The sequence below is a fragment of the Streptomyces sp. R33 genome (assembly GCF_041200175.1).
In the GTDB taxonomy this organism is placed as follows: Bacteria; Actinomycetota; Actinomycetes; order Streptomycetales; family Streptomycetaceae; genus Streptomyces; species Streptomyces katrae_B.
Window position 1 is genome coordinate 8,126,131 of the sequence record NZ_CP165727.1, and the last position, 22,854, is coordinate 8,148,984.

Consider the following 22,854-nt stretch of genomic DNA (forward strand, 5'->3'; position numbering starts at 1 on the left):
GCCCACGCGGCCCCATACGACCCGGAGGAACGCGTTGACCAGCACGGCTTTCACCCCGGGGGAGGCACTCTCCACGGCTCTCATCGCCCTGCCGGGTGTCTACCGGCCCCAGGCGGACACCCTGCTCCTCGCCGAGGCACTGACCCGAGAGGACCTCGGGCCCCGCAAAGACGTACTGGAGATCGGTACGGGCACCGGGGCACTGGCCCTGCACGCGGCCGGCAGGGGAGCCAGGGTCACGGCGGTCGACGTCGCCTGGCCCGCCATCGTGACGGCTCGCCTGAACGCGCTGCGCAGACGGGTTCCTCTGCGCGTCCTGCACGGCGACTTCGCGGCCCGCACCGCAGGGTGTCGCTACGACCTGGTCGTGGCCAATCCGCCGTACGTCCCCGCCCCGAGTGCCCGGCTGCCCTCGCGGGGGCCGGAGAGAGCCTGGGACGCAGGTCCCGACGGGCGCGGGGTCATCGACCGGATCTGCGCGCGGGCCCCGGCACTGCTGCGCCCCGGCGGCGTCCTGCTCATGGTGCACTCCGGGATGTGCGGGGCTCAGGAGACCATCGACCGCCTGGCCGCGGCGCGGCTGGCCGCGGAGGTCACCGCCAGGGCCTCCGTGCCCTGGGGGCCCGTCCTGCGGTCGCGGCGGGCCTGGCTGGAGCAGCAGGGCCTGGCGGCCGGCACCGACGAACAGGAGGAGCTGGTGATCATCCGTGCCTGGTACCCCTGACACCACACCGGGCCGGGCCGCCGTGCCGGCGACCGCGCCCGCGCCCGCGCCCGCGCGCAGGGTTTCCGCGGAGCCGCAGGGTCCGGTCCTGATCGAAGGTCCGGTGGAGATCGTCCTCGACGACGGCACGCTCGTCCGGTCCGACCGGTTCATGGTCGCCGTCTGCACCTGCCGACGAAGCCGCGCCTACCCCTGGTGCGACACCAGCCACCGGCGACGCGAGCGAGCCGCTGCCCCTCCCGAAGACAGGAACCCGTCATGACACCGCCCCGCCCGGGCCCGACGACCGCCGTCCGCCCCCGCCTGGCCGAGGGACGGGGCGAGCTGTCCGATGCCGTGCTGCGGGCCCTGCGGTCCGGCGTGCCTCCGCAATACACCCCCGGGGCCGTCCTGAAGGCCGCCCCATGGGGCGAAGACCTCCAGCTCGCCCTCTACCTCCTCTACGAACCGCACTACCGGGGCTTCGACGGGGTGGACGACGCACGCGAATGGGACCCGGACCTGCTGCGGCTGCGTCAAGCGCTGGAAGCCCGCTTCCTGCACGCCCTGCGCTCCGAGCTGTCCCACGCTCCCCGATCGGTGGAGGAGGCCTTCGCCCCCTTGCTCGTCGAGCCCCTCGACCTCTCCGGCAGCCTCAGCCACCACCTCGAAACAGCCGGCGAACTCTGGCAGCTGCGCGAGTACGCGGCCCTGCGGTCCCTTTACCACCTCAAGGAGGCGGACCCGCACGCCTGGGTGATCCCCCGGCTCACCGGCAGGGCCAAGGCGGCCATGGTCGCCATCGAGTACGACGAGTTCGGCGCAGGCCACGCCGACCGGATCCACGCGCAGCTCTTCGCGGACCTGATGGCCGACCTCGGACTGGACCCGACGTACGGCCGCTACCTGGACCACGCCCCGGCGCCCCTGCTCGCGACCGTGAACCTGATGTCCCTGTTCGGACTCCACCGGGCCCTGCGGGGCGCCCTCGTCGGCCACTTCGCGTGCGTCGAGGTCACCTCCTCGCCGGGGTCGAGGCGCCTGGCCAAGGCCATGCGGCGATGCGGGGCCGGAGCGGCGGCCGAGCACTTCTACGCCGAGCACGTCGAAGCCGACGCCGTCCACGAACAGGTCGTACGCCATGAGGTCATCGGCGGGCTCCTCGCCGACGAGCCGGACCTGGAGTGCGACATCGCCTTCGGATGCGCGGCGACGGTCTTGCTGGAGGACCGCCTCGCACACCACATCCGTGCGGCCTGGGACCGGGGGGACAGCGCACTGCGTACGCCGCTGCCCCGAGAGTGAGGGGCCGGGCAGCAGCTCCACCCAAGGCAAGTCCGCAGCGCAGCGCGGCGGCGAAAGGTCCCCCACGCGGTCCGCCTCGGCGAAGGGCTGCGCCTGCTCGCCTCCCGGGCCGCCACCCCAGACGCCGAGGCGTCATCTCCGCAAGCGTCCGGCTGATCCATGGAATCCGGATCACCGGGTGTGAGACCGCAGGCGAGGGGCAGGCGCGCTGTGACGAGAGGCCGACCCAACCACCATGGAGGGCATTTTCATGACGGAGAACGTGTGGGGCTACCGCGAGACCTCGGGCCGTCTGCAGGGCGTCGACCTGACGGGATTCAAGGTCGAGGCCGTCGACGGCGGTATCGGCAAGGTGGACAAGCACTCCGACGAGGCCGGCTCCGCGTACATCGTGGTGGACACCGGTCCGTGGATCTTCGGCAAGGAGGTCCTCCTCCCGGCCGGCACCGTATCCCGCATCGACGTGGACGACGAGACGATCTACGTCGACCGGACGAAGGAACAGATCAAGAACGCGCCCGAGTTCCACCGCGACAAGCACCTGCAGGACGAGGCCTACCGCGCGGAAGTCGGCACGTACTACGGCATCGGCGGGCCGTTCGGTGGCCGCCTCATCTGATCCGGCGCGCCGTTGTGGCGACGCCACCGTCCGCGACGCTAGGAGCATGCACGGTGACTGAGCACAAGAAGCACAGGCCGACGACCCCGCCCTCGAAGGCGCCGGGGGAGAGCGGTGACCGCGAAGCCCGCAAGGAGGCCGAAGAGGCAGTCATGCCGGGCGGTCACGACCGTGAGGCAGGAGACGCGCTGACACCGAGTCCCGATGCCCAACGCCGGGCGGGCAAGCGGGCCCGTTCCGGGGACTGACCCCGGCAGCAACAGGCCCCCGCAGGGCGGCTCCTCGACGGTCAGGCCTCGGGGGGCCGCGTCGGGCTGCGGAGTGACGGAAAGAGGAGGCTTGCCATGAAGGCATCGAAAGTCGCCTACAAGCCGGTCGGGTTGGCTCTCGGAGCCGGCGCCGGCCTGCTGGCCGGGGCGATCTTCAAAGAGGTCTGGAAACTCGCCGGGCACGAGGACGACGCCCCGAACGCCACGGACGAGGATCGGCAGTGGCGCGAGATACTGATCGCCGCCGCAATTCAGGGCGCGATCTTCGCTCTGGTCAAGGCAGCCGTCCAGAGGTCCGGGGCCGTTGCCGTACGGCGCGTCTCGGGCACCTGGCCGGCCTGAACCGCCGGCGCCTGCCCCGCAGCAGCGGCTGCGCACCGCAACAACCACCGCACACTATCGGCCAGTACGACGCGTGGGGCGCATGGGACGCCCGGCCGGGGGCACTTGAGGCGCGGGCGGCGTTCCGGCCGGTCCCGGTGAAGGCGACGTGTGAAGGAGCGAGATCGTGCTGATGGCTCACCCTGCAGTGCTGGCGCGTCTGGTGGAGGAGTACGAGGTGGTGTCGCAGCAGCAGGCCGGAGGCCGTCGGGAACCGCTGCGGCAGCGGTTGGAGGACGTGGTCTACACGCTGTGCGTGTCGACCGGGACACGCGACATCGAGGCCGCGCTGGCCTCGGCCCGGAAACGGATGGGCACCGCCTGGCTCACTGTCGCGGACGGCCCGGAGGTGGTGGCCTGAAGGCCCGCCCCGACCCGGACGGCACCGGCACCGGCGGTCCCGTACCGGGCCCACCCGGGCCCGGTACGGGACCCCGTCGGGCCGTTACGCGGGGAGGCGCGGCCGGGCGGGAGGGACGGTCAGGCGCCTTCGCCCAGAACGGTGGCGATCAGCTGCCGCTGTTCCTCGGTGAGGTACGGATCCCGTAACTCCACCAGCTTGCCGTCGACGTGGACGACGTAGCTGAACCCGTCCGGCACGGGCTCCCGGTCCGCGGGGCACTCACCGCTCAGGGCTCGCTCGGCCAGCTGCTCCAGCTCGGCGCCGTCGCTCCGGTACTCCGTGTCGAGGGAAGCGGTCCGTTCCCTGCCCGCGAACCCGCCGGTACGGGTGACGGTGATCAGCATCGTGAAACCTCCTTGAGTCGAGCGCCGCGTCCGACCGGCCGGGCCGGCCGGGTCAGGCGGCGCACGGGATGGGCACCCTCTCGCCTGCCCCCGAAAGCCCCACATGTGCCTCCGCGTACGGCATCGGAGCGAGATGTCCGAAAGTCGCTGCGCCCGGCCCGCCGGGTCCGGGCGCACGCCCTGCCCCCTGCCTGGGAGGGCGGCGGCGGGCTCGCGGACGCCGTGCTCGCGCTCACTGGCGGACGGGGGTCCCGCGAGGAGTGAGCGGGCGGGCCGGGGGTAGGCGGCGGATAGCCGTGCTTGTGCCCGTGCGCCGGGTGGGCCCCGATGCCCTCGAACAGGCAAAGCGGCTTCGAGGAGGTGCACGCCATGTCCGCATCGCACCCGGCTTCCGGGCCTGAACCGCGTCTGTGGACCCCGCCCGGTGCCCGAGGGAGCAGGGCCGGCGTCCCGCCGGGCGAGACCCCGCCCGGGGAGTCGAGCACCGGCTCGGGGGCAGGTCCGTACAGGCCCCTCTCACGCGGCTGGGCCATGGCGCCCCTCCTGGCGATCTGCTTTGTGGCCCTGGTGGTCGCCCTGTTCTTCCTCACGTACGCCATCACCCTGATGACCTGAGTCGGCAGTCGGTCACGTCCCCAGCGGCCGGTGGTTCGGTGAGGTCCAGCCCGGCCACGACGGCCCGTCTCCCCTGGTCCACTGGCCGCGGACCTCGACGGCAGTCCGCTCGGCTCCCGCTTCATCGGCGCCGTGCGGGTGTCCGCCGAACGGGCTGGTCGGCCGGGTGCCCGGTGTACGGGCGGACCTGAGGGGTAGCCGACGGATATGTCCCCCCTCAAGACGCCCCTCGCCCCCTGGACCGACAGCACCCTGCCTCTCCTGGCCCGCGGCTACGCCTGGCTGCCCGACCGGATGCGTGCCGCCCGCGGCGGGCCGGTCCGGACCAGGCTGCTCGGCCGGCCGGCGATCGCGCTGCGCGGGCCGGCGGCCATCGGCTTCTTCTACGACGAGCGGCACATCCGGCGGGCCTCCGCCCTTCCCGACCCCGTGCTCGACACACTCTTCGGGCAAGGTGCCGTGCACACCCTGGACGGCGATGCCCACCGCGCCCGCAAGGCGATGTTCCTCGCGCTCCTCAAGGACGGAGCGGGAGTGGCCGCGCTGGCCGAGCACGTGGCCCTTCACTGGTCCGAGGCGGTCACCGACTGGGACGGTGGCCGACGCGTCGTGCTGTTCGACGAGACCGCGCGCATCCTGGCCCGCTCCGTCTGTACGTGGACGGGCCTCGGGCTCTCCGACGGGGACACCCGGCAGATGGCCGAGGACTGCACGGCCATGGTCGACGGCTTCGCCACCCTCGGAGCCCGGCACTGGCGCGCCCGCGCCGCCCGCGCACGCCAGGAGGAGGCCCTCGCCGCCCTGGTCCGCGCCGCCCGCGAGGGCGAGGAGCCGGCGGGCGACAGCGGCACCGCGTTCGAGACCGTGACCTGGCACCGTGACGCCGACGGCCGGCTGCTCGACCCGCACACGGCAGCCGTCGAACTGCTCAACATCATCCGGCCCACCGTCGCCATCGCCTGGTTCGCCGCCTTCGCCGCGCACGCCCTGCACCGCTGGCCGGCTCACCGGGAGCTGCTCCGCAAGGACACCGAAGGGCAGTACGCGCGCGCGTTCGCCCACGAGGTGCGGCGCTTCTATCCCTTCGCCCCGTTCGTCGGCGGCCTGGCCGCGACCGACCTGACCTGGCAGGGCGAGGCCATCGCGAAGGACACCCTGGTCCTGCTCGACCTGTACGGGCACAACCACGACCCCGAACGGTGGGACGCCCCGTACCGCTTCGACCCGCAGCGCTTCGCCGGACGAGAACCCGGTGCCGACGAGCTCATCCCGCAAGGCGGCGGGGACCCCGCTCGAGGTCACCGCTGCCCCGGCGAGGACATCACCGTCGCCGTGCTGGCCACGTTCGCAGCGGAACTCGCCGCACTCGACTTCGACGTCCCCGAACAGGACCTGTCGATTCCACTGTCCCGGGTCCCCACCCGCCCGCGCAGCGGATTCGTCCTCACCGCAGCCCGCTCCGGTGTATTGGGTTAGCGAGTGGGCCGACTGGCCGCGAGTGGGCCGACTGGCCGCCCGGGGGGAAAACCACGAACGCCGCAGCGCGTCGGCTCGAGGTCGCAGCGGCCGTCCGATCCACCGGCACACCGCCTTCTCGAGCGTGCCTGCAGCGGTCAGTCGGAATCCCGAGTCCACCCTTGCCGGTCCGCATGGCGATCAGCCGCACGCATCCCGGCGTGGGGCATCCGCGTGCCCGGGTGGAGCCCGGGGCCGGTGGGCGGCCCTCCCAGGGGTGTGGGGGAGAGGTCTGCGGGTTCCTCGCCCGTTTCGAGGAGGGTGTCGGCGGCGCCGACGATCAGGGGGTCGGGCCGGCCGACGGCCGCCTCGTCCTTGCTGGCGTAGTCCAGGCGCCACAGCAGGCTGCGCATGGCCTCCAGCCGCCCGCGCCGCTTGTCGTTGCTCTTGACCACGGTCCAGGGTGCATGGACGGTGTCGGTGGCGCGGAACATCTCGATCTTGGCGGTGGTGTAGGCGTCCCAACGGTCCAGGGACGCCACATCGGTGGACGAGAGCTTCCACTGGCGTACGGGGTCGACCTGGCGGATCGCGAAGCGCGTGCGCTGTTCGGCGCGGGAGACCGAGAACCAGAACTTGATCAGCAGGATGCCGTCCTCGACGAGCATCGCTTCGAAGGCCGGACACTGGCGGAGGAAGCGCTGGTACTCGGCCTCGGTGCAGAACCCCATGACCTTCTCCACGCCGGCGCGGTTGTACCAGGAACGGTCGAAGAAGACGATCTCCCCGCGATCGGGCAGGTGCGCGATGTAGCGCTGGAAGTACCACTGGCCGGCTTCCCGCTCGGTCGGCTTGTCCAGGGCCACGATGCGTGCGCCACGGGGGTTGAGCCGTTCCGTGAACCGCTGGATGGTGCCGCCTTTGCCCGCCGCGTCCCTGCCCTCGCAGATCACCACCACGCGGGCCCCGGTGTCCTTGACCCAGCGCTGCAGCTTCAGCAGTTCGATCTGCAGTATCCGCTTCGTCCGTTCGTACTCCGCCCGCCGGACTTTCCGGTCGTAGGGGTAGTTCTCGAGCCAGGTCCGGATCGGCGCTCCGGATCCGTCCAGCAACACCGGCTGCTCCGGCCGGGTCGCGTCCACGCTCAGACCAGCGAGCAGCACCTCCTCGGGCTGCGAGCCGCGCTGTTCCTCGTTCATGTCCTGCGTGTACCCGGCCCACGGCTTTGATGCTCCGAGCGGTGGTGCGGCTGAGTCGCTACTGCGGCCAGTCGCGTTCCTCGTCCGACTGGTCGATCTCGTCCCGCTTGAGTCCACGGACGGTCCTGGTCCTGGGTTCGTTGGCCCTGGCCACCCGCTCCGCATCTGCCGGCGGCTGTGCCCCGGTGCCCGTGCGTGAGGGGACCCCCGGGGTTCGCCCGTGCTCGTCCGCGGTGCCCCCTTCGTGCTGCATCCGAGGCCGCCGTACCGTCCCGTAGTCGTTCTCGCCTGCGCCACCCATGGGCGCACCTCCCTCTTTACCCACTCGTCGAGCTCCGGGGCTCGCGCAGCCCGGTCCCCGTGCCGACCGCGGTTCTGCCGTACGCCTACCCCGCCACGCACCCTCGAGACGTCCGCGGGGCCGCGCCGGGACCTCCCGATCGGGGTTCGCGGCACGTCAACCGTCCTCCCGGGGAGCTCCGCCGTACGCTCGCGAGATGACCGGGAACGAGATCAAACTCAAGGCCATCGCGGCCCTCACGGGTGTGCGCACCGGTATCGGAACGGACTACGTCTCCTCGCTGCTCGGCGAGGTCACGCCGGCGGAGTTCCTCGTGCCTGCCGAAGCTGATGCAGCCGAGATCGGTTTCGCCATGCTGGATCAGCTGTCCGGGCCCCTCAGTGCCCTGATCAGCGGTTTCGTGCTGGCCTTCGAGGCGGTCGCCGATGCATTCGACCAGACGGAGTCGGGGACGTCTGCGCAGGAGATCCTGCAGGAGCTCGCCCTGCAACTTGCGAGCGAATCCGAGTGACCCGGCCGGCTGCCCGCAGCGGTCCCGGGCCGACCGCTCATGCGGTGGCGGACGCGGACGCCCCGGTCGCCCGCCCCCGCTGGCCGAGGGCGCGGTCACGGGTGAGCATCGAACGGTCGGATCCGACGGAGACCACCGGAAGGACGCCCATGAAGAGCGGTTCGCTCGCCGAGATCGATGCCCTGGTCCGCGACGGAAGGATCGTGATGTCGGGGGACGACAGCGCGGTCGTGGCGGCCGTGCAGGACGCGTTGAAGGCCGGCAGATCGGTGACGTTCTACCTCTCCCACGGACAGGCCGAGGCGTTCAAGGCGTGGTACTGGAGCCCGAGACGGGTCAAGGACCGGGGCATGGAGCCCGTGTCGCGCGAGGAGCGGGAGAGGATCACCTCGGAGCTGGGGGTCAGGGACATCGGGCCCGCCCACTCCAACCGCATCGACTGCGAGTGCGGGGCCCAGTACGGCGCCTTCGAGTTCATCGGACAGGGCATCAAGGAGCACGGCAAGGAGTCCGTGGACGCCGTCCTGGCCCTGGAGAACGCCTACGTCCTGCGGGTGAACCCGGTGACGCCCGCGGTCTGCGCCGCCTGCGGGGCACGCATCCTGGTCGGCCACGAGTACGACATGACCAACAGGTACGGATGCTCCCGCTCCGAGAATCCGGTGTGAACCCTGCGTGTGGCCCGGCGGACGGTGGCCTACGGGGTGATGGGCCCCATCTGGCTTGCGCACGCTCGTCGCGTCCCTGGAACGGGCTCCCGATCCTTGGCGCGTCGCCCGGCCGGCGGCTGCCGCCCGCTCACCGCTTGCGGGCGGTCACCAGGGCGAAGGAGAGGTGTTCCCCGCCGTCCTCGACGAGCATGTCGATCACCAGCCGATTGGTCCTCTCGCCGTCCGGCTGGAGTTCGGCGCACGCCCGCGCCCACAGCAGCCAGTCCCGCCAGGCGTCCTCCTGGAGCCGCGCGGAGGTGACGTCCACCAGTTCGGTGATCTCCCACTGGAAGCGCCACCATTGCGCCGTGTGCCAGGCGATCGCCTCCCAGCCGACCACGCGCTTGATGTGGGGCGGGATCGCGCCGAGGTCGCGGACCTCACGGGTCATGGCGGGGGTCGCAATACCCAGCTGGCCGCCGGGGTGGAGGAAGCGGGTCAGGTAGGGCAGGTATCCGTCGGCGGTGCCGAAGTACTCGAACGCGTCGATGCTCACGATCGCGTCGAAGCTCTCCGGCTCGAACGGCAGGGCGTGCGCCTCCGCCCGCACCGCGGACACTCGGCCGGCCACGCCCGCCTCGGCGAAGACGGCGGCCGCGTCCTCCGCGGGTATCCACCAGTCGGCGGCGACGACATCCACGCCGAACTCCCGGGCGAGGAAGACGGACGTGGCGCCCTTGCCGGAGCCGAGGTCGAGGACCCGCATCCCGGGGCGCAGATCGAGGTCCCGGGCCAGGTCCTCCAGCAGCCACAACGGGTTCGGGCCCATGTCGAGGCGGACGAGCCAGGCCGGGTCGTAAAGGGATGAACGCGGGTAACGGTCGGGACGCACAAGGTCATTCAGAGCAGTCACGGCCGAACTCAAGCCCGTGGCCCGGCTGGATGCAAATCCTTATCGTGCGTACTACGGGGTGTGCCGTGGCTGCTGGTTGAGTCTGCGACTCCTGGACGAGGGCGTTCTTGGTCCGGGGGGAGATCGCCCGGACGCTCAGGGGTTCCTGATCCGGGCGAGAATGCCGGCTGCGCCCTGCGCAAGGAGTACCAGAGGCGTCAGCCACTCCGTGACCTGCGTCCTGGCCAGCTTGCTCGCTCTGGAACCGATCGTCACGACGTTGCTCATAGGGCCAACTCCTCGCATTCGAAGCCATGTTGACGCGCCAGCCTAGTCGCCCCAGAACGGTCCGGATTCCGACGGATTGTCATCAAGAACGGACTCCTCTGGTGTCCCTCTTCAGACCGACCGGGCGTTCGTGATCCGGCGGGACCGGGTGCGGCCGGGAGCGGGATCGCGGAGCGGCTGTGGGCGTACGGACCTCGCCCGTCCCGGACGGGCATGTTTGCGCCGGACGGAACAGGACAGTCGCCTGACATGAAGGACACCCCGGCTCCCGCCGACAGGGACAAGCGACGGCACGGCCGCCGGCCCGGACCCGGGGAGGACCCCGGTCCGCGCCTCGGCCCGGGCCCCGAAGTGGAGCGCAACGCACCCGACGAGCCCACGGAACTCCCCAAGAAGTCCTGGTCGGCCGTGCTGAAACGCACGTTCAAGGAGTTCCAGGACGACGAGCTGGCCGACCGTGCTGCGGCGCTGACCTACTACAGCGTGCTGTCGCTGTTCCCCGCCCTCCTGGTCCTGGTCTCCCTGCTCGGAGTCGCCGGGGAGTCGGCCACCCATTCCGTCCTGGACAACCTCCAGCGGCTGACCCCCGGCGCCGCACGCGACATCGTCTTCGACGCGGTCCGCCAGCTCCAGGGCAGTACGGGGACCGGGTCCATCCTGGCGGTCGTGGGCCTGATCACCGCGGTGTGGTCCGCCTCCGGGTACATCGGCGCGTTCATCCGGTCTTCCAACGCGGTCTACGACATGCCGGAGGGACGGCCCGTGTGGAAGGTGCTGCCCCTGCAGCTGGTGCTCACCGTCGGGCTGATGGTCATGGCGACGGCAAGCGCCCTGATCGTGGTGTTCACCGGCAGCCTCGCCCGCCGCGCGGGGGACGCTCTGGGGCTCGGCGAAACCGCGGTCACCGTGTGGTCGATCGCGAAATGGCCCGTGCTGGTGCTCCTGGTCACCATCATGATCGCGGTGCTGTACTGGGCCGCGCCGAACGCCAAGGGGCGCGGCTTCCGCTGGGTCACGCCGGGCAGTTTCCTCGCGCTGGTGATCTGGATGGCCGCCTCTGCCGGATTCGCGCTGTACGTGGCCAACTTCGGCTCGTACAACAAGACGTACGGCACCCTGGCCGGCGTCATCGTCTTCCTGATCTGGCTGTGGATCACCAATCTCGCCATTCTCCTCGGCCTGGAGTTCGACGCCGAGATGAGCCGCGAGCGCGCCATCGTCGGCGGACTTCCCGCGGAGGACGAGCCCTACGTGGAGCCGCGCGACACCCGGGAGTGGAGCGAGGAGGAGAAACGGCGTGCCCGGTGACCGCGCCCGGCCCGCGCGCTCCCGTTCCCGGGGCAGGGGCGGGGACCGGTAGGGGGACGGGGCGTTGCCCGGTGACGGGATATCGACTGCGGGGTTCTGGGGAAGCAACAAGCCGTCCGCGGGAGATCTGGCGGATACGACCCTTCCCCGTTCGGGCTTCCTCCTTGAGGATCACCAGACAACCGGAAGCATTCCGTCCACTTTTTCAGTCATCGACCCCAAATGAGGCACCATGCTTGCACTGTTCGGCTCTCCCTCCCCTCCCGGGACGCGTGGATTCGGTGAAGGATTCGCCTCCGCCCTCCACATACCCGGGGGGTGGCACCCCCTGGAACGGGCCAGGCCTCCCCACACCCGGCAGAACCCATCGACAGCAGTGAGGGGGGAGCACTGACCCCTTGAGGTTCCGGATGAGCCGTCCCAGCAGCCCGTACGCGCCCCGTCCCGAGGAGGAAAGTCAGCCGATACCGGACCCGGCCGCGCCGCCCGCCGCCCAAGCACTCCTGTCCGACAGGGAGATATCCCTCATCAGGGCTTCCGTCGCCGTGGTGGAGCCCCTCGCGGCGGACATGGCGGTCTACTTCTACGCCATCCTGTTCACCCGCCACCCCGAGGTCCGCCCCCTGTTCCCGCCCGGGATGGACGCCCAGCGCGGCCGCCTGCTGCGCGCGCTGCTGCGCATCGTGGACCTCGTCGACGACCCCGAGGGCCTGGTGCGGTTCTGCGGGCACCTCGGCCGCGACCACCGCAAGTTCGGCACCCTCGCGGCGCACTTCCCGGCGGTGGGCGAATGCCTGCTCGCCTCCCTGGCCCGCTTCGCCGGCCCTGCCTGGAACGCGGAGATCGCCGCGATCTGGACGAAGGCGTACGGAGCGGTGGCCCAGGTCATGATGAGCGCGGCGGAGCAGGACGCGGCGGTGCGGCCCGCCACCTGGCCCGCCACGGTGGTGCACCGGCTCTCGCGGGGACACGGCATCGCCGAAATCACCGTACGCCCGCACCTGCCCTACGAGTACGTCGCCGGACAGTACGTCAGCCTGGAGACCCCGTGGTGGCCGAAGCAGTGGCGCTACTACTCCGCCGCCAACGCACCGCGTGAGGACGGCACCCTCACCTTCCACGTGCGTGCCGTCCCCGGCGGCACGGTCAGCGAGGCCCTCGTCCACCGGGCCGTGGTCGGTGACGTCCTCCGGCTCGGGCCGCCGATGGGTGACATGGTGCTCGACGCCGCCACCCACCGGGACCTGCTGTGCGTGGCCGGCGGCACCGGCCTCGCGCCGATCCGGGCGCTGATCGAGGAGGTCGCCCGCCGGGGCGGCCGCCACCAGGTGGACCTGTTCCTCGGCGCCCGCACCGGAGCGGAGCTGTACGGGGTCGACGACATGCTCCGGATGGCCCAGCGCCATCACTGGCTGACCCTGCGCGGCGCGGTCTCCCACGAACACATCCCCGGCATCCGCGGATCCCTGCCCCAGGTCCTCGCCGAGTACGGGCCCTGGTACCAGCACGACTGCTTCCTCAGCGGCCCCGCTTCCATGGTCGCCTCCGCCGGAGAGACGCTCACCCTCCACGGCACGCTGCCCGACCACATCCACCACGACCCCTTCGAGACGCCCGTCCTGTCCGCGCGCTGAGCCGCTCCCCGTCCGCCCCGCCAGGAGACCCCCCGTGACCTTGCCGCCGCCCTCCTTCGGATCAGCCGGTGAACACCGCCTTCAGCAGCACCTGGGAACCGCCGACCGCGCCGCACGCTTCTACGACCAGCAGGTACGCCCCCATCTCACCCAGGAGATGCGCGACTTCATCGGCCGCCAGGCCATGGTGTTCCTGGCCACCGCCGACTCCCACGGGGAATGCGACGCGAGTTTCCGGGCAGGACCTCCGGGGTTCGTGCACGTGATCGACGAGGGGACCCTCGCCTACCCCGAGTACCGGGGCAACGGCGTGCTCGCCAGCGCCGGCAACATGCTCGAGAACCCCCATCTGGGCATGCTCTTCGTCGACTTCACGCACCACCACGTGGGACTGCACGTCAATGGCGTGGCGCGCCTCTACCGCGACGGCGACCTGCGCCGCACCCACCCGGACCTGCCCCAGGACATCGCACCGGGCCGCACACCGCACCTGTGGGTCCACCTCTCCGTCGAGGAGGCCTACATCCACTGCTCCAAGTACATACCGCACATGGAGCCGACCCCGCGGCCTGGCAGCCATGACGCCGAGCGCCCCAAGGACACCGAGTACTTCACCCGGCGGCCGGCGGAGCCCGTCCCCAGTCCCAGCGTGACGTGACGGGATCCCGATCCCGGTCGGGGCCGTGCCGCGCTCAGCGGGCACGGCCCCGCCGCGTTCCGGGCTCCCAGCGGGCCTCCGGCCGAAGGGCTTTGGGTGGCACGTCGGAGTGGTACCGGAAGAGGCGTGCGGAGACGCGTATTCGATTCGGTTGCGACCGAAGGGGTTTGACGATGCGAGGTCCGGCCATACGCAGCAGGAGGAAGTCATGACTGACACGTCCCACCACGGAACACCGAACGAGGCGGAAAAGGAACGGCCGCTGTCGGCCGCCCGCGCCATCGGTGCGGCGATCGGCCAACTGTCGGAACTGCTGCGCCTGCCCGTCGAGTCCGTCAGCTCCTGCGAGCGCGCCGAGGACGGCGCCTGGCAGCTGTCGGTCGAGGTCCTCGAACTCTCCCGGATCCCCGACACGACGAGCCTGCTGGCGTCGTACGACGTCGAGCTCGACCCGGCCGGCGAACTGCTCGGCTACCGGCGTACCCGCCGCTACGAACGGGGGCGTGCGGACCGAGGGTGACCCCCGTCCGCCTCCCACACGAGAGGGAACCGGAACAATGACTGTCGTCCCTGCCCAGTCCGCGCCGACCGCCTCCGGGGGTGGTTCCAGCGGTCTGTACGACGTCCTGGAACTCGTCCTCGACCGCGGTCTGGTGATCGACGCGTTCGTGCGGGTCTCCCTGGTCGGCATCGAGATCCTGAAGATCGACATCCGGGTCGTCGTGGCCAGCGTGGACACCTACCTGAAGTTCGCCGAGGCCTGCAACCGCCTGGACCTGGAAGCCGGTCCGCGCAAGAGCCCCGGCCTCCCCGATCTGGTCGGCGAGATCACCGAGTCCGGAGCCCGCGGCAAGTCCAAGGGCGCGCTCAGCGGAGCCGCGCAGGCCGTCTCCGACGCGTTCCACCAGGCCCGCGACGAGGCCGAGGAGAAGACCGAGAGCCGTCCGCGCCGGCGCACCACCACCCGACGGGAGGAGAAGGAATGAGCACCTACGTCTACGGAATCACCCGCGCCTCCCAGCCGCTGCCCGAGCAACTGGTGGGCATAGGCGAGCCGGCCCTGCCGGTCCGGACCGTACGCAGCGGACGCGTGCTGGCCCTGGTCAGCGATGCACCGGCCGAACTGAAGGCCAAGCGGCGCGACCTGCTGGCGCACCAGCGCGTCGTCATCCAGGCGGGGGCCGGCGGGCCCGTTCTGCCGCTGCGTTTCGGCGGGGTCTCTCCCGACGACGAGACGGTCGCCGCCATCCTCGGCGAGCACGAGATCAGCTACCTCGAGCGGCTCGAAGCCCTCGAGGGCAAGGACGAGTACAACGTGAAGGCCACCCACGACGAACAGGCGGTCCTGTACGAGGTGCTGTCCACGCATCCCGAACTGGCGGCCCGGCAACAGGCCAACCGCGCGGCGGGAGGCGGGAGTTACGACCAGCGCCTGGAGTTCGGCGAGCTGATGGCCAAGGCGGTGAAGGAACGCGAGATGGCGGACGCACTGCTGATCGAGTCCGCCCTCGCCCCGCTGGCGGCCTCGCTGCGCCGCGGACCGGAGAGCGGCGGCTGGCTGGCGAACCTGTCGTTCCTGGTCGAACGGGAGCGGCGGGAGGAGTTCCTCGAGGTGGTCCGGGCGCTGGCCGAGCAGCACGAGCACCTGCAGGTGCAGATCACCGGCCCCCTGCCCGCGTACAGCTTCGCCGACGCGAACTGAGCGCGGCGATGGGGCTGCTCACGGAAATACTGCTGCTGCCGGCCGCTCCGGTCCGCGGAACCGCATGGGTGCTGCGGCAGGTCGTGGCGGAGGCTGAGCGGCAGTACTACGACCCGGCCGTCGTCCAGCGGGAACTGGCGCAGCTCGTCGCCGCGTTCGAGGCGGGCGAGATGGATGAGGCCGAGTTCGACCGCCGGGAGGACGAGCTCCTGGACCGACTGGAAAGCAGGGTGCGACCGCGATGAACAACCGGATGGCGATCGGGCTGGCCGTGGGCGCGGGCTACGTGCTCGGCCGCACCAGGAAGGCCAAGCTCGCCCTAGGACTGGGGGCGCTGGTCATGGGCAGACGGCTCACGCCCGATGCCGCGGCCGTGGGTTCCTACCTCGGCGACCGGCTGGGCGACCACCCCGGGCTCAAGGACCTCCGCGAGCAACTGCGCGAGGACCTGGCCGGGGTGGGGTCGGCGGCCTTCGGAGCACTGGTGGACCGGCAGCTCGAGGCGGTGGCCGACCGGCTGCACGCGCGTACGCTCGGCGTGCAGGAGCGGCTGACCTCGAGCGGGCGGGCCGGCTCCGCGGAGCGGGACGGCAAGCCCGCGGCCAGGGCCACGTCCAGGGCCACGTCCAAGGCCACGTCCACGTCCTCGTCCCCCAGCGGGTCCAACGGCAGGTCCACGAGCCGGTCCGCGGGCGGCTCTGCGGGAAGGGCGCGCACGGCCAAGCGCACCGGCGGCCGCAAGGCGGAGGCCGGCGGCGATGGCTGAGGGCGTGCCGGCCAGGCTCGGCGAAAGCCCCGCTGCGGACCGGCTCAAAGAAGAGTGGGAGGGCTACCTGGCGGCCCAGGCCCAGCGGATGCTGGACGGGACCGGCAGGGCCCTGGGCCGGTCCGTCGTGGTGCTGAAGGACGTGGCCGAGGGCAACAGCCCGGGGTTGAAGGCCGTCGCCCTCGACGGTGCGCGCAGGATCGTGCGCGGTCGCAGCCCGGTCAGGGCCGCGTTCGAGGTGGCCGCCTCGCGGCTGAGGGACCGGGGCCTGCGGGCGCTGCGCGAGCGGGTCCGCTCCGGTGCCTCCGGCAGGCGCCCTCCCACGGTCGTCCTCGCGTCCGTCGACGTGGGAGTGCCCGTCAAGGACGCCTACGACGAGTGGACCCACCACCGCGGTGTGCTCCGGTTCGTGCAGGGTGCCACCGAGGAGGTCCCCGACGTACGGATCGCCTGGACCTCCGAGGGCGACGGGGCAGCCGTCCGCGGCGCGGTGACCTTCCACGAACTCGCCACCGACCTCACCCGCATCCTGGTGACCGTCGAGTACCACCCGCACGGGCTGCGGGAGCGGGTAGGCACGGCGTGCGGGGCCCGGCACCGCCGCGTCCGGCGGGACCTGCGGGACTACGCCCGCTTCCTGGCCCTGGAGGAGGAAGCCCCCGAGGGCCCGCGCGACGAGCTCGCCGACGACGGCGCGGAGGAGTCCGGGCAGCCCGAGGGCTTCGGTGAGCCTGACACCGACGACACCTACGACACGTACGACGAGGCCTACGAGGAAGAGGACGTGGACGACTTCCCGCTGGACGACCTCCCTGCGGACGAGGAAGAGGACGAGGACGACGAAGGCCGGCGGCGGACATGACCATGCCTTCAGGGCTGTCACGCCCCTACGAGGACAACAGCAGCGCCAACCTCGCCGACATCCTCGAACGCGTCCTGGACAAGGGCGTGGTCATCGCCGGTGACATCCGCATCAACCTGCTCGACATCGAGCTGCTGACGATCAAGCTGCGGCTGGTGGTGGCCTCGGTCGACCGGGCCAAGGAGATGGGCATCGACTGGTGGGAGCAGGACCCGGCCCTCTCCTCCACGGCCCGCCGCACCGAAATCGGCCGCGAGAACGAACAGTTGCGCCGCCGCATCGCCGAGCTGGAAACCAGGCAGGAGCAGACGGAGCGGTCATGAACCACGACGACGACACGACCCCCCAGGACGGCCACCGCGACGGCACCCTGCTGTACGTCTACACGGTCGTCGAGGCATCGGCGCGCGACGCCCTTCCCGACTTCCCACCGCCCCTGGGCGGCGGCCTGCGACTGGTGGAGCACGCACAGCTCGCGGCCGTGGTCGAGCCGGTCGACGCGCGCCTCTTCGACGAGGAGCCGCTGCGCGCCCAACTGGAGGACATCGACCGGCTGTCCGCGCTGGCCCGCGCACACCACAGCGTGGTGGCCGCCGTCGGTGAGCGCACCACGACGGTGCCGCTGCAGCTGGCGACGCTCTGCCGCGGCGAGGAGAGCGTACGCCGCCTGTTGGAGGAGGCCCACCCGCAGCTCACCGCCACACTCGCGCGCATCGCCGGGGCGCAGGAGTGGGGGGTCAAGGTCCATGCCGATTCGGGCGCTCCGCCGCCGGATCCGGCGCCGGCGCCCACGTACGCCCCCGGAGGCCCGCAGGCCACAGGACCGGAGGGCGGTTCGGCGGGGCGCGACTACCTGCGCCGCCGGCTGAAGGACCGCCGCACGCGGGAGACCGCGGACGAACAGGCCGCGCGCACCTGCGAAGACGTCCACCGGACGCTCTGCGGTCACGCCTCCGCAGCGGTGCTGCACCCGCCCCAGCAGCCCCTGGTGTCCGGGGTGGCCGGACGCAACGTCCTCAATGCCGCCTACCTCGTCCCCGTGCACGCCCGCCAGGACTTCATCGACGCCGTCGCCTCCGCGCAGGCGCTGCCCCCGGGGCTGCGCCTGGAGGTCACCGGCCCCTGGGTGCCCTACTCCTTCACGGCGGGCGACCGGTGCGGGACGCCCGCCTCATGACGGGGCAGCAGGAGGTCGCCCTCGTCGACCTGCTCGATCGGCTGCTGGCGGGGGGCGTCGTCCTGGCCGGCGACATCACCCTGCGCATCGCGGACGTGGACCTCGTACGCATCGACCTCAAAGCCCTGATCAGTTCCGTCAACGACGCCGTACCCTCCCCCTGGAAGCAGGTGGCGCCATGAGCCGGTCCCAGCGGGTCGAACTCGACCCCGACACCGTCGAACGCGACCTGGCCCGCCTGGTCCTGACCGTCATCGAGCTGCTGCGGCAGCTGATGGAACGGCAGGCCCTGCGGCGCGTGGAGTGCGGCGACCTCAGCGAGGAGCAGGAGGAGCGGCTCGGCCTGACCCTCATGCTCCTGGAGGACCGCATGGGGCTGCTGCGCAGCCGGTTCGGGCTCACCCCGGAGGACCTCAACCTCGATCTCGGGCCGATCGGCAGGCTTCTGTAGAGGTTTAGCGGGGGCGGATGCGGCCAGACGCGGAACATGACTGCATCCGAGAAGTCCACCAACTCCAAGGCCCCTTCCGGCAGTTCCCGCTCGAACGGGGCCACCACCAGGCAGCGTGCCACCCAGGCCGCGCAGGCCGGAGCGAAGGCCGCCACCGACGCCGGGGACACAGCGGCGGGCACGCTGACGGTGCTGCCCGCCCCGCTCGCGGAGAAGACCCGTGTCGCGGCCCAGGCACTGCGGGGCACCGTCGGCCGCGTCGGTCTGCTGTGGAGCGTCGTGCGTGCCCGCAAGGCCGTCGCCGCCGGCGCGGCCACCGGGACGGCCACCCTCGTGGCCGCCTCGTACGCGGTCGGCCGACGGGCCGGCCGGCGGCAGCGGGGCCCGCTCTCCCGGCTGACGGGCGGTCGTCTCTGACCCGCCCGGGCCGGGCGGCCCGGCCCGCCCGGCCCCGGCGGGCAAGGTCCGCCACCACTTCCCTGCCTCCCCTGCCCGAGAGGGCCGTACCCCATGACGGCGGTGTTCGGCCACCGTTCCGGCGCCGCCCGACGTCCTCGCTGAGACATCCCATCACCCCCGGCCGGGTCGTGCGTGCGTGGGCGTGAGCTCCTCGGGGGCTCTTGCCCCGGGCGCCTTCCCGGCCGGCGCCGGGCCTCCTGCACGCTGACACCGCGGTCACAGTTCGCACTATTTCTGTCACCGATTGTGGTGTGTGGGTGTGACAGGGCACGCGTGGCGGCGTCGGCTTCGGCGAGGCGGATCTCGCGCTCGGCTTCACGGCTCCCGGCTAGCTGCAGACACCCCCTGGCGGTGTTCCGCTCGTACTCGTGCGGAGCGGCACACCGGGTGCAAGCATCGTTCGCCACTACCCTCCGGATCGCCGCGCCGGAATCCAGGGGCGTCTTACCATGAAAGGCAAGGTCTTCTTGATTTCCGCACCTGCTCACGGCGAGACCGTTGGGAGGCCGGCATGGAGTTCGGGAACGGATTCGGGGGAGTGGACGGCGCACGCTATCTGCCGATTTCCGAGCACGGCCTGATCGGTGACCTTCGCACCGTCGCGCTCGTCGGGACCAACGGCACCATCGACTGGTACTGCTGCCCGCGCTTCGACGCACCGAGCGTCTTCGCGTCCATCCTCGACGCCGACAAGGGCGGATCGTGGGAGCTGGCCGCCGACGTGCCCGTGCGGACACGGCAGTTCTACTTCCCCGACACCAACGTCCTGATCACGCGGTTCTACGCCGCCGACGGGGTGGCGGAGATCCAGGACTTCATGCCGGTCGTCGACGAGTCGCGCGAGGCGTCCCGGCACCGGCTGATCCGGCGGGTGATATGCGTGCGGGGCGCCCTCCCGTTCACGGCACGGATAGCCCCTCGCTTCGGCTACGGCACCGAAGCGCACACCGTACGCGTGCAGGCCCACGAGGCTGTCTTCGAGTCCCCGTCGATCTCACTGGCGCTGACCTCCACCGCTCCGCTCGAAAGCGACGGCACGGACGTGTGGTCGCACTTCAAGCTCCTCGAAGGCGAGTCCGTGGTGTTCGCCCTCGATCAGATCAGCGACGACCTCCGCCCGCGGGCCTGTCCGCATGCCGAGGCGGAGGAGCAGTTCGAGGCGACGGTCAGGTTCTGGAGCCACTGGCTGGGCCGCTCGCGCTACCGCGGCCGGTGGCGGGAGATGGTGCACCGCTCCGCTCTGGCGCTCAAGCTGCTCACCTATGCGCCGACCGGTGCGATCGTGGCCGCGCCGACGACCAGCCTGCCCGAACGGGTCGGCGGTGAGCGCAACTGGGACTACCGGTACGTGTGGGTCCGCGACGCCGCCTTCGCCACCTATGCCATGCTCCGCCTGGGCTTCACGACGGAGGCCGAGGCATTCATGGGCTTCCTGTCCGACCGCGGCATCATGAGGGGCGTCGGTCCCACTGGTCCGCTGCAGATCATGTACGGCATCGACGGGCGTACTGACCTGCCCGAATCCGAGCTGTCTCACCTCGAAGGACACCTGGGGTCCGCTCCGGTGCGGGTGGGGAACGCCGCCACCAAGCAGCTCCAGCTGGACATCTACGGCGCGCTGATCGATTCGGTCTACCTGTACGACAAGTGGGGCCAGCCCATCAGCAGTGATCACTGGGACGAGGTCGGCGCAGTGGTGGACTGGCTCTGCGACCACTGGGACCAGCCCGACGAGGGCATCTGGGAGACCCGGGGCGGCCGGAAGAACTTCGTCTACTCGAGGCTGATGTGCTGGGTGGCGATCGAACGGGCCATACGGATGGCCAACCGGCGCGGCCTGCCGGCCGATCTTCCGCGCTGGCAGCAGAGCCGGGACGCGATCTACCGCCAGATCATGCGACGGGGCTGGTCGGCCGAGCGCGGAGCGTTCGTCCAAGGGCTGGGGGACGACGTACTCGATGCCTCGGTGCTGATGATGCCGATGGCGAAGTTCATCTCGCCCACCGACCCGAAGTGGCTCTCGACCCTGGATGCGCTCACCGCGGATCTGGTCTCCGACTCGCTGGTCTACCGCTACGACCCCGAGGCCAGCCCGGACGGCCTGCGGGGCTCCGAGGGCACGTTCTCGATCTGCTCCTTCTGGTACGTCGAGGCGCTCACGCGCGCCGGACGCCTGGAGGAGGCCCGGCTGGCCTTCGAGAAGATGCTCACCTACGCCAACCACGTCGGCCTCTACGCCGAGGAGATCGGCCGGAGCGGAGAACAACTCGGCAACTTCCCCCAGGCGTTCACCCACCTCTCGCTGATCAGCGCTGCCTTCAACCTCGACCGCGCCCTCGGCTGAGTCCCGGGGCCGACCCGGCCGCCGGGTCCGGTTCAGGACGAACGGTCGGTGCTTCCGGTGAGGATGAGGTCGATTCCGGCGAGGAACCCGATCCGGTCGCCGTGATCGTGGAGTTCCACCGGCTCCCAACACGCCGGGTGAACGTCTACCGCTCCGGCAGTCCCGCGATGGCGTCCACGGTGCGGTGGGTGGTGTCGCGGAGGTGCCGGATGACGTCCGGGTCGGCGTCGAGGGTGTAGTCGGTGTCGAGGCCTGCCAGGGTCTGGGCGATGCGGGGCAGGTGGTCGTCAGAGGCGTCGAGGCGGCAAGTGTGTTCGTCGATGGGGGTCAGACGGGTGGCCAGGCCCCGGATGCGGGCACGGACGTGGTCGGCGGGGGCTTGGACGGTCGCGACGGCGCGGTGACGGGTGGGGGCGGCGGACAGCCGGCTCGCGACGAACGCGGCGGGATCGTCACCGGGTACGGGTCGGGGCGCAACGCGCCGGCCGGTGGGTAGGGCGTCGCTGATGCGGTCGAGGCGGAAGAGGCGCCAGTCGTCCTTGTCGGTGTCGTGGGCGAGTAGATACCACAGGCCGCCGGAGGCGACCAGGTGGCACGGCTCGGCGCGGCGCCGGGTGGCGGTGTTCTGCCGGGTGGTGTAGTCGAAGGTGATGATCTCGTGGTCGCGGCAGGTGACGGCGAGGGTGGCCAGCAGGGCGGGGTCGGCGCGCGGCCCCGGTTCCTCCCAGGTGATGCCGGCGAGGTTGTCCTGCAGGGCGGTGACCTGGCCGCGCAGGCGTCGCGGCAGGACCTGTTCGAGCTTGGCCAGGGCACGCAGGGCACTCTCCTCGATACCGGTCAGGCCGCCGGCGGCGGTGCGCAGGGCGACGGCGACGGCGATCGCTTCCTCGTCGTCGAGGAGGAGCGGCGGCAGGTCGGAGCCGGAGGTGAGGCGGTAGCCGCCGGCGTGTCCGCGGGCACTGTCGACGGGGTAGCCGAGCTCGCGCAGGCGGTCGATGTCGCGGCGCACGGTGCGTACGGTCACGTCCAAGCGTTCGGCGAGGTCGGCCCCCGACCATTCCCGCCGGGTCTGCAGCAGGGACAGGAGTCGCAGCACGCGTGCGGTCGTGTCGCTCGTCATGAGCTCCATGATGCCCGTGTCAAAGGACAGGTTCTGTCCTGAAATATCCCCCACGGTGGAAACGTCCAACGGAGCAAATCAGGAGATTTCCCCATGAAGATCGCTGTTCTCGGTACCGGTGGCGGCGCCCGCCCCCATATCGCGCGGCTCGCCGAGCTCGGTCACCAGGTACTCGTCGGCACCCGCGACCCGCAGGCCACGCTGGCCCGCACCGAGCCCGACATGATGGGCATCGAGCCCTTCAAGCACTTCCTCGCCGATCACCCCGGCATCGAAAGGCACACCTTCGGTGACGCCGCGGCCGCCTCCGACCGTGCGACACCGACAGCCTCGGCGAGCAGATCCAGCGCGCCCTGCCACGCACCAAGGTCGCCTCGGCGGTCCGACTGGGGCGCCGGGCTCTCCGGTGACTTCACCGGCACGCTCAAGCGCTGATTC

Annotated in this window: 33 protein-coding genes; 27 read left to right on the top strand and 6 right to left on the bottom strand. The window is 71.3% G+C overall.

Translation table 11 applies throughout. The annotated features are described in order from the left end of the window. The first annotated feature begins 34 nt into the window (after window positions 1–34). From AB5J51_RS37265 to AB5J51_RS37295, 7 genes are all read left to right on the top strand, one after another. On the top strand, window positions 35–724 hold the full coding sequence (locus AB5J51_RS37265) for a HemK2/MTQ2 family protein methyltransferase (protein ID WP_136224025.1): 690 nt from the start codon (window positions 35–37) through the stop codon (window positions 722–724). After that, complete coding sequence (locus AB5J51_RS37270; protein ID WP_369779768.1) at window positions 708–986, top strand: CDGSH iron-sulfur domain-containing protein; 279 nt, start codon at window positions 708–710, stop codon at window positions 984–986. Before AB5J51_RS37265 ends, AB5J51_RS37270 begins: the two co-directional genes overlap by 17 nt. Then, a complete protein-coding gene (locus AB5J51_RS37275) occupies window positions 983–2,008 on the top strand; it encodes an iron-containing redox enzyme family protein (RefSeq protein WP_053786740.1) in 1,026 nt (341 codons plus the stop codon). Before AB5J51_RS37270 ends, AB5J51_RS37275 begins: the two co-directional genes overlap by 4 nt. A gap of 250 nt (window positions 2,009–2,258) precedes the next feature. Next, a complete protein-coding gene (locus AB5J51_RS37280) occupies window positions 2,259–2,627 on the top strand; it encodes a PRC-barrel domain-containing protein (RefSeq protein ID WP_053786741.1) in 369 nt (122 codons plus the stop codon). Between the two features lie 53 nt (window positions 2,628–2,680). Next, window positions 2,681–2,875: a hypothetical protein gene (locus tag AB5J51_RS37285; protein WP_078987337.1), complete on the top strand. Its 195-nt coding sequence runs from the start codon at window positions 2,681–2,683 to the stop codon at window positions 2,873–2,875. A gap of 96 nt (window positions 2,876–2,971) precedes the next feature. After that, complete coding sequence (locus AB5J51_RS37290; RefSeq protein WP_136224026.1) at window positions 2,972–3,238, top strand: DUF4235 domain-containing protein; 267 nt, start codon at window positions 2,972–2,974, stop codon at window positions 3,236–3,238. A gap of 166 nt (window positions 3,239–3,404) precedes the next feature. Beyond that, window positions 3,405–3,638: a DUF5133 domain-containing protein gene (locus tag AB5J51_RS37295; protein WP_053786743.1), complete on the top strand. Its 234-nt coding sequence runs from the start codon at window positions 3,405–3,407 to the stop codon at window positions 3,636–3,638. A gap of 119 nt (window positions 3,639–3,757) precedes the next feature. On the opposite strand, the gene AB5J51_RS37300 is transcribed toward AB5J51_RS37295, so the two are convergent. After that, on the bottom strand, window positions 3,758–4,024 hold the full coding sequence (locus tag AB5J51_RS37300; RefSeq protein WP_053786744.1) for a protealysin inhibitor emfourin: 267 nt from the start codon (window positions 4,022–4,024) through the stop codon (window positions 3,758–3,760). Between the two features lie 369 nt (window positions 4,025–4,393). On the opposite strand from AB5J51_RS37300, the gene AB5J51_RS37305 reads away from it, so the two are divergent. Together AB5J51_RS37305 and AB5J51_RS37310 are read left to right on the top strand one after the other, a co-directional pair. Continuing rightward, window positions 4,394–4,639, top strand: coding sequence for a DUF6480 family protein (locus AB5J51_RS37305; protein WP_133899266.1), 246 nt, complete (start codon window positions 4,394–4,396; stop codon window positions 4,637–4,639). 207 nt (window positions 4,640–4,846) lie between these two features. Beyond that, window positions 4,847–6,115: a cytochrome P450 gene (locus tag AB5J51_RS37310; RefSeq protein WP_369779769.1), complete on the top strand. Its 1,269-nt coding sequence runs from the start codon at window positions 4,847–4,849 to the stop codon at window positions 6,113–6,115. A 137-nt stretch (window positions 6,116–6,252) separates the two neighbouring features. Here the strand turns inward: AB5J51_RS37310 and ppk2 are convergent, their stop codons facing one another. Both ppk2 and AB5J51_RS37320 read right to left on the bottom strand, forming a co-directional pair. Then, the gene (gene ppk2 / locus AB5J51_RS37315) at window positions 6,253–7,293 is read right to left on the bottom strand and encodes a polyphosphate kinase 2 (protein ID WP_369779770.1); all 1,041 of its coding nucleotides are present in this window, start codon (window positions 7,291–7,293) and stop codon (window positions 6,253–6,255) included. Window positions 7,294–7,351: 58 nt separating this feature from the next. Beyond that, window positions 7,352–7,594 (bottom strand): hypothetical protein, encoded by a 243-nt coding sequence (locus AB5J51_RS37320; RefSeq protein WP_369779771.1) that lies wholly within the window; start codon window positions 7,592–7,594, stop codon window positions 7,352–7,354. A gap of 196 nt (window positions 7,595–7,790) precedes the next feature. Between AB5J51_RS37320 and AB5J51_RS37325 the strand changes: the two genes are divergently transcribed. Both AB5J51_RS37325 and AB5J51_RS37330 read left to right on the top strand, forming a co-directional pair. Beyond that, the gene (locus AB5J51_RS37325; protein ID WP_136224028.1) at window positions 7,791–8,105 is read left to right on the top strand and encodes a hypothetical protein; all 315 of its coding nucleotides are present in this window, start codon (window positions 7,791–7,793) and stop codon (window positions 8,103–8,105) included. Window positions 8,106–8,254: 149 nt separating this feature from the next. Further along, on the top strand, window positions 8,255–8,773 hold the full coding sequence (locus tag AB5J51_RS37330) for a hypothetical protein (protein ID WP_133899268.1): 519 nt from the start codon (window positions 8,255–8,257) through the stop codon (window positions 8,771–8,773). A 130-nt stretch (window positions 8,774–8,903) separates the two neighbouring features. Here AB5J51_RS37330 and AB5J51_RS37335 read toward each other — a convergent pair whose 3' ends face one another. After that, a complete protein-coding gene (locus AB5J51_RS37335; protein WP_369779772.1) occupies window positions 8,904–9,668 on the bottom strand; it encodes a cyclopropane-fatty-acyl-phospholipid synthase family protein in 765 nt (254 codons plus the stop codon). A gap of 135 nt (window positions 9,669–9,803) precedes the next feature. Beyond that, entirely contained in the window at window positions 9,804–9,935 is a 132-nt protein-coding gene (locus AB5J51_RS37340) for a hypothetical protein (RefSeq protein ID WP_267887486.1), read from the bottom strand. A 249-nt stretch (window positions 9,936–10,184) separates the two neighbouring features. Here AB5J51_RS37340 and AB5J51_RS37345 point away from each other — a divergent pair, with 249 nt between their 5' ends. The 15 genes from AB5J51_RS37345 (at window position 10,185) to AB5J51_RS37415 (ending at window position 21,296) form a co-directional block, all read left to right on the top strand. Continuing rightward, a complete protein-coding gene (locus AB5J51_RS37345; protein WP_136224030.1) occupies window positions 10,185–11,243 on the top strand; it encodes a YihY/virulence factor BrkB family protein in 1,059 nt (352 codons plus the stop codon). A gap of 410 nt (window positions 11,244–11,653) precedes the next feature. Next, window positions 11,654–12,877 carry a globin domain-containing protein gene (locus AB5J51_RS37350; protein WP_369779773.1) on the top strand — a complete coding sequence of 408 codons (1,224 nt, stop codon included), beginning with the start codon at window positions 11,654–11,656 and terminating at the stop codon, window positions 12,875–12,877. A 34-nt stretch (window positions 12,878–12,911) separates the two neighbouring features. After that, the gene (locus AB5J51_RS37355) at window positions 12,912–13,535 is read left to right on the top strand and encodes a pyridoxamine 5'-phosphate oxidase family protein (RefSeq protein ID WP_369779774.1); all 624 of its coding nucleotides are present in this window, start codon (window positions 12,912–12,914) and stop codon (window positions 13,533–13,535) included. Between the two features lie 208 nt (window positions 13,536–13,743). Next, window positions 13,744–14,055: a gas vesicle protein GvpO gene (gene gvpO / locus AB5J51_RS37360; protein WP_133899273.1), complete on the top strand. Its 312-nt coding sequence runs from the start codon at window positions 13,744–13,746 to the stop codon at window positions 14,053–14,055. A 37-nt stretch (window positions 14,056–14,092) separates the two neighbouring features. Continuing rightward, window positions 14,093–14,521 (top strand): gas vesicle structural protein GvpA, encoded by a 429-nt coding sequence (locus AB5J51_RS37365; RefSeq protein WP_030294972.1) that lies wholly within the window; start codon window positions 14,093–14,095, stop codon window positions 14,519–14,521. Then, complete coding sequence (locus AB5J51_RS37370) at window positions 14,518–15,237, top strand: GvpL/GvpF family gas vesicle protein (protein WP_369779775.1); 720 nt, start codon at window positions 14,518–14,520, stop codon at window positions 15,235–15,237. Before AB5J51_RS37365 ends, AB5J51_RS37370 begins: the two co-directional genes overlap by 4 nt. A gap of 8 nt (window positions 15,238–15,245) precedes the next feature. Then, complete coding sequence (locus tag AB5J51_RS37375; protein ID WP_053786754.1) at window positions 15,246–15,482, top strand: gas vesicle protein GvpG; 237 nt, start codon at window positions 15,246–15,248, stop codon at window positions 15,480–15,482. Continuing rightward, entirely contained in the window at window positions 15,479–16,003 is a 525-nt protein-coding gene (locus AB5J51_RS37380; RefSeq protein WP_369779776.1) for a DNA primase, read from the top strand. The genes AB5J51_RS37375 and AB5J51_RS37380 overlap by 4 nt, the downstream gene beginning before the upstream one ends. Continuing rightward, complete coding sequence (locus AB5J51_RS37385) at window positions 15,996–16,865, top strand: cyclase (RefSeq protein WP_369779777.1); 870 nt, start codon at window positions 15,996–15,998, stop codon at window positions 16,863–16,865. Before AB5J51_RS37380 ends, AB5J51_RS37385 begins: the two co-directional genes overlap by 8 nt. Continuing rightward, window positions 16,862–17,188 carry a gas vesicle protein gene (locus tag AB5J51_RS37390; protein ID WP_053786757.1) on the top strand — a complete coding sequence of 109 codons (327 nt, stop codon included), beginning with the start codon at window positions 16,862–16,864 and terminating at the stop codon, window positions 17,186–17,188. Before AB5J51_RS37385 ends, AB5J51_RS37390 begins: the two co-directional genes overlap by 4 nt. Continuing rightward, window positions 17,185–18,042 carry a GvpL/GvpF family gas vesicle protein gene (locus AB5J51_RS37395; RefSeq protein WP_133899277.1) on the top strand — a complete coding sequence of 286 codons (858 nt, stop codon included), beginning with the start codon at window positions 17,185–17,187 and terminating at the stop codon, window positions 18,040–18,042. Before AB5J51_RS37390 ends, AB5J51_RS37395 begins: the two co-directional genes overlap by 4 nt. Next, entirely contained in the window at window positions 18,039–18,224 is a 186-nt protein-coding gene (locus tag AB5J51_RS37400; protein WP_030294959.1) for a gas vesicle protein, read from the top strand. Before AB5J51_RS37395 ends, AB5J51_RS37400 begins: the two co-directional genes overlap by 4 nt. Further along, the gene (locus AB5J51_RS37405) at window positions 18,221–18,493 is read left to right on the top strand and encodes a gas vesicle protein K (RefSeq protein WP_053786759.1); all 273 of its coding nucleotides are present in this window, start codon (window positions 18,221–18,223) and stop codon (window positions 18,491–18,493) included. Before AB5J51_RS37400 ends, AB5J51_RS37405 begins: the two co-directional genes overlap by 4 nt. Before the next feature lie 36 nt (window positions 18,494–18,529). Beyond that, on the top strand, window positions 18,530–18,910 hold the full coding sequence (locus AB5J51_RS37410; protein WP_053786760.1) for a hypothetical protein: 381 nt from the start codon (window positions 18,530–18,532) through the stop codon (window positions 18,908–18,910). Window positions 18,911–19,463: 553 nt separating this feature from the next. After that, on the top strand, window positions 19,464–21,296 hold the full coding sequence (locus AB5J51_RS37415; protein WP_369779778.1) for a glycoside hydrolase family 15 protein: 1,833 nt from the start codon (window positions 19,464–19,466) through the stop codon (window positions 21,294–21,296). A 145-nt stretch (window positions 21,297–21,441) separates the two neighbouring features. On the opposite strand, the gene AB5J51_RS37420 is transcribed toward AB5J51_RS37415, so the two are convergent. After that, window positions 21,442–22,416: a helix-turn-helix transcriptional regulator gene (locus tag AB5J51_RS37420; RefSeq protein ID WP_369779779.1), complete on the bottom strand. Its 975-nt coding sequence runs from the start codon at window positions 22,414–22,416 to the stop codon at window positions 21,442–21,444. A gap of 93 nt (window positions 22,417–22,509) precedes the next feature. Between AB5J51_RS37420 and AB5J51_RS37425 the strand changes: the two genes are divergently transcribed. Then, window positions 22,510–22,851: a hypothetical protein gene (locus AB5J51_RS37425; RefSeq protein WP_346766460.1), complete on the top strand. Its 342-nt coding sequence runs from the start codon at window positions 22,510–22,512 to the stop codon at window positions 22,849–22,851. The last annotated feature ends 3 nt before the right edge of the window (window positions 22,852–22,854 follow it).